This window comes from Microcoleus sp. N9_A2 (assembly GCF_036701775.1).
GTDB lineage: Bacteria > Cyanobacteriota > Cyanobacteriia > Cyanobacteriales > Microcoleaceae > Microcoleus.
In genome coordinates, this window is record NZ_JAUBRH010000139.1 from 1 (window position 1) to 2,356 (window position 2,356).

The 2,356-nt window shown below is 42.8% G+C and carries 6 protein-coding genes; 4 read left to right on the forward strand and 2 right to left on the reverse strand.

The annotated features are described in order from the left end of the window. Nucleotides 1–12 precede the first annotated feature (12 nt). A complete protein-coding gene (locus tag QUA44_RS30355) occupies nt 13–171 on the reverse strand; it encodes a hypothetical protein (protein ID WP_333257600.1) in 159 nt (52 codons plus the stop codon). A 124-nt stretch (nt 172–295) separates the two neighbouring features. Then, nucleotides 296–442 carry a BrnT family toxin gene (locus QUA44_RS30360; RefSeq protein WP_333257603.1) on the reverse strand — a complete coding sequence of 49 codons (147 nt, stop codon included), beginning with the start codon at nt 440–442 and terminating at the stop codon, nt 296–298. A gap of 266 nt (nt 443–708) precedes the next feature. Here QUA44_RS30360 and QUA44_RS30365 point away from each other — a divergent pair, with 266 nt between their 5' ends. From QUA44_RS30365 to QUA44_RS30380, 4 genes are all read left to right on the forward strand, one after another. Further along, nucleotides 709–1,029 (forward strand): DUF433 domain-containing protein, encoded by a 321-nt coding sequence (locus tag QUA44_RS30365; RefSeq protein ID WP_333257608.1) that lies wholly within the window; start codon nt 709–711, stop codon nt 1,027–1,029. Nucleotides 1,030–1,180: 151 nt separating this feature from the next. After that, nucleotides 1,181–1,357, forward strand: coding sequence for a hypothetical protein (locus tag QUA44_RS30370; RefSeq protein WP_333257610.1), 177 nt, complete (start codon nt 1,181–1,183; stop codon nt 1,355–1,357). A gap of 178 nt (nt 1,358–1,535) precedes the next feature. Then, the gene (locus tag QUA44_RS30375) at nt 1,536–1,790 is read left to right on the forward strand and encodes a type II toxin-antitoxin system ParD family antitoxin (protein ID WP_106146421.1); all 255 of its coding nucleotides are present in this window, start codon (nt 1,536–1,538) and stop codon (nt 1,788–1,790) included. Further along, nucleotides 1,787–2,092, forward strand: a complete 306-nt coding sequence (locus QUA44_RS30380; protein WP_333257616.1) for a type II toxin-antitoxin system RelE/ParE family toxin — start codon at nt 1,787–1,789, stop codon at nt 2,090–2,092. The genes QUA44_RS30375 and QUA44_RS30380 overlap by 4 nt, the downstream gene beginning before the upstream one ends. The last annotated feature ends 264 nt before the right edge of the window (nt 2,093–2,356 follow it).

Below are 2,356 nucleotides of genomic sequence, written 5' to 3' on the forward strand. Positions count from 1 at the left end.
CCCTATCTTTTTTCATGCTATTTGTCTAGAGTTGCCGGACTGTATGACTTTCAGGCGACCTGTCGCCCCGTCAGCAAGTGATGCTAAAGTATCTATTGGAATGTTTAGCGAGACTATTTCCGCTGTACGAGGTCGCAATTGCAATTTTATTTCTTCTTCAGAATTGTTCATATAAATTCCTTTCAGTGCGGGTAGCAGGACGGAAAAAAATGATGCGTATTCGCAAGCTGCGTTCTACATAAACAACCAGTAATAGGCGTTGAGTGCGGGAGTAACCCAAAATAAAGTTACGCTGTTAGTGATTACCCGTTGCATCTCCCTCCTGATAGAATGGATCGAAGAACACTTCTGCGGCTTCTTCAAGGCTAACGCCATGCTTTTCTAGGTTGCTCTGGAATTTGTTTGTATGCCATTCAAACTCAACTCCTTGCAGTCTGTACACACTATCCATGCTCCGATATTAACATTATTTAAATAAGAGCGATCGCGCTTTTGGAAGGAAAGGATCTCGCCCGCGTGAGATTTAAGATGGGATAGGGGCGCACTTTTGGACTGAAAGGGCGATCGCCTACAGGATAGCTGCGCGGCGGATACTTTAACCGCAGAAGAACGCAGATACAGGTGGATGAATGAGAGGCGATGGCGCTAAACCTGTCTGTGCTAACATTAAATAGCTTAAACATTATCTATTAAGAGTCTTTTACTAAAATGTCGAAGGAATCAGTCATCACAGAACATATTGAAATTACCCCTGGGATGCTTGGTGGTAAGCCACGGATTGCGGGTCATCGAATTGCTGTGGCACATATCGCGGAAATGTATCTTAAAATGGGGATTTCTGTAGAAGAAATCGCGGGAAAGTATGATTTGCCACTATCCTCGGTTCATGCCGCAATGACATATTATTACGATCATCGAGAAGAAATCGATCGTCACACTGCGGAAAGCCGATCTATTGTGGAAGAATTAAAGCGCAAAAGTTCACCATCTCCGCTAGAAGAACAATTGAGGGCAATTAGAGGTGAGTGAGAAAATTCGTTTTCATTTAGATGAACATATTGATTCTAACATTTCGCGCGGTTTGCGTCGGTATGGGATAGATGTTACGACAACAGTGGATGCAGGATTGCGTACTAAAAGTGATGAGTTACACCTCGCGTTTATTCGCGAACAGTAGCGCGTGATAGTAACTCACGATGACGATTTTCTAATTATGGCAAGCGATACCACAGATTATCCGGGGATTGTCTATTGTCCTCCTGATTCTCGTTCTGTTGGCGAGATTATCCGTAGTTTGATTTTAATTTATGAAGTTTATACGCCTGAAGAGATGATGGGGAGAATTGAATATATTTGACATGATTGTAAGGCGATTCCCTACGGGATAGCTACGCTTCACGCACTTTTGGACTGAAAGGGCGATCGCCCGCGTGAGATTTAGGATGGGATAGGGGCGATGGCGACTAAGCCGATCGCTTTTTCAGCAAGCTTTGAGCCTAAGTTATAATAAAGATCCTTTGATAAGGAGCAATTAGATGAATATTGTCCTCAAACCAGAATATGAAGAGTTTATTCAATCCCAAATGCAAAGCGGGAAATATGGCAGTGTTGAAGAAATCATTGGAGAAGCGATCGCGCTTTTGAGAGAACGAAAACGACACATCGAAGAACTGCGTGAGAAAATAGCAGTGGGAAGTGCACAAATTGCTAAGGGACAAGTGACTGATGGGGAACTTGTTTTTGCCAGACTGCAAGAAAAGATCGATCGCATAGAACAGTCAGAGGTATGAACAGTTACACATTTTCTGATGAAGCTGTGCGAGACTTGAATGAGATTTGTGACTACATTGCTCGAAATAGTTCTAAGGCTGCCAGCGAGCTTTTTGATGCCATCCGTCAAAAATGTAAACTTGTGGCAGAATTTCCCAATATGGGAAAACGTTATGAGATATTTGACTCAAATTTGCGCGGATTTATTGTTAAGGATTACTTAATTTTTTACTACCCCAGATCGGACGGGATTGATATTGCTCGCGTGGTGCGTGGCGATCGAGATTTGGTATTATTGTTTTCAGGGTTAGGGGAAGATTAATCTGTGTTGGATGGAGCTGAATGGTGATCGCGTTTTTGGACTGAAAGGGATCTCGCCCGCATGAGATTTAGGATGGGATAGGGGCGAGATCGATTTTGAAAGCAAAGGGCGATCGCCAAGTTTACTGCTGTTTGATTTGCACCCTAAACAAGAATGGTTTTCACGTATTCGGTTACACAGGGTAAGCGCACGTTAAATAGTAGCTCAGGATACAGATTAATAAGTCAGATACTGATGTTAAAGGTTCAATGCTAAAGGTTTGTT